This window comes from Skermanella sp., assembly GCF_059503625.1.
On sequence record NZ_JCACHA010000100.1, the window covers coordinates 1 to 3,924 of the forward strand.

Sequence of the window (3,924 nt, forward strand, 5' to 3'; positions counted from 1 at the left end):
CTGCCGTCCAGGCGGATCGTCCCGGCCGCCGCCTTCAGGGCGCCGGCGATGCACATCAGGGTCGATGTCTTGCCGGCGCCGTTGGCGCCGAGCAGCGCCACCAGCTCGCCCTTTTCCGCCTTGAGCGAGATGCCGCGCACGGCGCGGATGGCGCCGTAGCGGACCTCTACGTCGGTCAGTTCAAGCATGGGCCGCCCCAACTCCGGCTTCCGACCCGAGATAGGCTTGGATCACGGCGGGATCTTTCCGGATATCGGCGGCCTTGCCCTCCGCGATGGTCCGGCCGAAGGCCAGCACGTGCAGCCGGTCGCACAGGCGCATGATCAGGCCCATGTCGTGGTCGATGATCAGAAGCCCCAGACCCCGGCTGGCCGGCAGCGCCGACAGCTTGTGAAGCAGCGTTTCGGTCTCCGACTCGTTCATGCCGGCGGCGGGCTCGTCCAGCATCAGGAAGGCCGGATCGGACGCCAGCGCCCGCGCGATCTCGACCCGCCGCTTGTCGCCGTAGCTGAGGTTGCCGCCGAGATCGTCGGCGCGCCTGCTCAGGCCGAACTCGTCCAGCAAGGCTTCCGCCTTGGCCCTCGCCGTGCGGAGGCCGTGGCCGTGCGCCAGTGCTCCCGCCTCGACGTTCTCGATCACCGTCATGTTGTTGAACAGCCGGACGATCTGGAAGGAGCGCGACAGGCCGAGCAAGGCGATGTCGCGCGGCGCCAGACCGGAGAGCGTCCGGTCGCCCAGGACGACGCGGCCGCCGGCGAGCGGGACCTGGCCCGTGATCGCGTTGATCAGCGTCGTCTTGCCCGATCCGTTGGGACCGATCAGCCCGACGATCTCTCCGGGGGACAGCGTCAGGGAAACGCCGTCCAAGGCCCGGAGCCCGGAGAATTCGACCGCGACATCGACGACCCGAAGAGAAGCGCCCTTATCGGAAGGTCCCGTCATCAGGGAGCCGGAACGCTCTCGGGACGGCGCCAGCCGAGGAACTGCGGCTTGCCGCCCTTGAGTTCGAGCAGCACGGCCGCCTTGTCCGGCGCATGGCCTTCCTCGGCGGTGCCGTAGTTGAGGTCGCCGGTCAGGAGCTTGAATTCGCCCTCCTCCAGCGCCTCGGCCACATCGGCGCCGTCGGTCGATCCCGCCGCCTTGACCGCCTGGGCCAGCATCATCACGCTGTCCCAGCCCGTCGCGACGAAGGAGGTGTCGGGATCCTCGCCGAACATCTGCTTGTAGAGCCCGATGAACTTGGGCATGTCGGGATGCGCTTCCGGACCCATCCAGGTATGGGTGACGAAATAGACGCCGTTGCCCATCTGCTCGCCCAGCGCCGCATGCAGCGCCGGGTCGTCGTAGGCGTCGCCTCCCAGCACCGGCGCGTCGTAGCCGACTTCCCGAAGCGCCCGGATGATGACGCCGATGTCGGTGCCGTAGGACGAGACGAAGATCACGTCGGGCTTCTTGCCGAGCGCCTTGAGGCGGGCGAGCTGGGCCGAGAAGTTGTTGTCGCCGTTGGTGTAGGTGTCCTCCAGCAGGATCTCTCCGCCGTCGGCCTTGAACTGCGCCACGAAATACTTGGACAGCGACTTGGTGTAGGCGATGAACTGGTCGGTGACGACATAGGCCGTCTTCCAGCCCTTTTCCTTGGCGAAATCGGCCGCGACCGCGCCCATCGTAGTGTTCCACATCGACAGCGTGAACTGCTTGTCGCCGAGCGTCCACGAACTGTAGAGCGGGTCGGAAGCGCAGGTCGAAAGCCCGACGATGTCGGCGGCCTGGGCTTCGCGGCTGGCGGGGCTGCCGAAATCGAAGTCGCACGGCGCCAGGATCATCTGGGCGCCCTGATCGACCAGCTCGACCGCGACGTTGCCGACGGTGACCGGGTCCGACTTGCCGTCGATGTTGATGAACTCGACCTGCTTGCCGAGCAGGCCGCCGTTGTCGTTCAGGTACTTGACGGCGACCTGCGCACCCTTGAAGCCCGGCGTATCGAGGGGCGCCTGGAGGCCGGTCAGCGACAGCGCGCCGCCGATAACGATCTTGTCGTCGGCGGCCCTTGCCGACACTCCGGTCAGGAGAGCGGCTGCCGCAGCAGCGCCGATTAAGCTTTTCACGATCCCGGTCATCTGTGTCCCTCTTCGGTCTTCCGTGGCGTCGCCAAGGCACATAGTTGACTTATGAAATATTTTTTTCAGGATCTCCGCAATCCGGGTATTTTGTTGATTCACATACTTTTACATCGCAGTGGTGATACCACTTTCGCTGCTAACCCTGACCGGCATGGAACGGCCGGAGCACCGGGCCAAGCCGGCCGACCCATTCGGCGATGCCATCGGCGTCCGCGATCAGGTCGTTGCGGATTTCCACCAGGATCGCCGGCAGGTCCCGGTCGGTGCCATGGACCGGGATGGCGTAGTCCCCCTCGCGGTCGACGGTATAGGGCTGGTTCGCCGCGACGTTGAGGCCGGAGCCGCGCGCCAGCCCCTCGATCACGGCGTCGGCGAAGTCCCGCGACCGGTCGAACAGGATGCCCGCGTGCCAGGGCCGCGCCACGCCGAGGAAGACCGGCGTGAAGCTGTGGATCGTGACGATCCGGGTCGGGCGTCCGGCGGCCCGGCGGCGGTCCAGATACGATGCCACCCGGTCGTGAAAGGGCGTGAACATGGTCCGTCTGCGCCGCTCGATCTCGGCCTCGCTGAGCCCGAGATTGCCGGGAATGTCGGTCGCCTCCGACCGCGCGGGAATGCTGGCGGGACTGCGGAACGGCCGGTTGAGGTCGATCAGGAGCCGCGAATAGGTGCCCAGGAAAGCCGGTGCGTCGAGAACGCGTGCAAGCCCGCGCGTCACCTCGGCAGCGCCGACGTCCCAGGCGATATGCGTCCGGAGATCGGCTGGCGAGACCCCAAGCCCCTGGTACTCCGCCGGCATATGGTCGGACGCGTGCTCGCAGATCAGCACGATCTCCGACGATCCGGACGGATTGATCGTTTCGACCGCTTCGGGCCAGTCCACCGCAAGGCTTGCCATCAGTAGAGCGTCCGGTAAGTTTCGCAGATCTCGGCGGCGGTCTTGCCGTCGAACAGGGCGATCTCCGCTCTTTTCACGCCGACATAGCTGTCCAGGAACGGCTTGCTGAACCAGCCGAGAACCGTCGCGTCGGCGTCCAGGGCCGCCAGCGCCGCATCGAGCGTTTCCGGCAGCCGGACCAGACCCTTTTGCGCGCGCTCGGCATCGTCCATGACGGACGGATCGCCTGTGACCAGCGGGGGCGCCGGCAGCTTGTCGGTGATCCCGGCAAGCCCGGCGAAGACGATCGCCGCCAGCGCCAGATAGGGGTTGGCGGTCGCGTCGGCTGCCCGGAACTCGATGTTGAACTGCTTCGCGGGGTCCCGCCCGCCGATCGACACCGTCGGGCAGATCCGCAAGGTTGCCTCCCGGTCGCGCTCCGCCAGCCAGGTATAGGACGAACTCCAATTATGGGGCTTGAGGCGCAGGTATGACGGCACGCTGGCCGCCGTCAGCGCCGTGATGGCGGGAAGATGGCGCAGGATGCCGGCGCAGAAGGCGGCCGCCGCGTCCGACAGCCCGCCGGGACCGCCGGCATCGTAGGTAGCCGGCATGCCGTCCGGACCGATCAGGCTGAAATGGATGTGGACGCCGTTGCCGACGCCGCCGGGATCGGGCTTGGGGGCGAAGCTGGCGCGCGTCCCCAGCTCCCGCGCGACCTCGCGGGCGATCTCCCGGATCGCGACGGCACGGTCGGCGGCGGTCAGCGCATCGGCGGGTGCGTGGGTGATCTCGAACTGGTGGGCGCCGTATTCGGCCAGGACCATCTCGGGATCGACGCCGGCTTCCTCAAGGCAGGCATGAAGGCGCGGCGCGAAGGGGTCGGCGCGCCGCAGCGCCTCGAACGAGAAGGCATGCGCCGCCGGT

The 3,924-nt window shown here is 67.4% G+C and carries 4 protein-coding genes and 1 pseudogene; all 5 read right to left on the reverse strand.

Translation table 11 applies throughout. The features are described from left to right. A partial coding sequence (locus tag AC5JJ6_RS02820) for an ATP-binding cassette domain-containing protein (protein WP_496040591.1) occupies positions 1-188 on the reverse strand: 188 nt, incomplete at its 3' end. Next, positions 181-942, reverse strand: coding sequence for an ABC transporter ATP-binding protein (locus AC5JJ6_RS02825; protein WP_496040592.1), 762 nt, complete (start codon positions 940-942; stop codon positions 181-183). The genes AC5JJ6_RS02820 and AC5JJ6_RS02825, both read right to left, overlap by 8 nt. Then, a complete protein-coding gene (locus tag AC5JJ6_RS02830) occupies positions 942-2,105 on the reverse strand; it encodes an ABC transporter substrate-binding protein (RefSeq protein ID WP_496040593.1) in 1,164 nt (387 codons plus the stop codon). Before AC5JJ6_RS02830 ends, AC5JJ6_RS02825 begins: the two co-directional genes overlap by 1 nt. 151 nt (positions 2,106-2,256) lie before the next feature. Further along, positions 2,257-3,018: an N-formylglutamate amidohydrolase gene (locus AC5JJ6_RS02835; protein ID WP_496040594.1), complete on the reverse strand. Its 762-nt coding sequence runs from the start codon at positions 3,016-3,018 to the stop codon at positions 2,257-2,259. Continuing rightward, positions 3,018-3,924, reverse strand: a pseudogene (locus tag AC5JJ6_RS02840) (hypothetical protein); the annotation flags it as partial. The pseudogene AC5JJ6_RS02840 and the gene AC5JJ6_RS02835, both read right to left, overlap by 1 nt.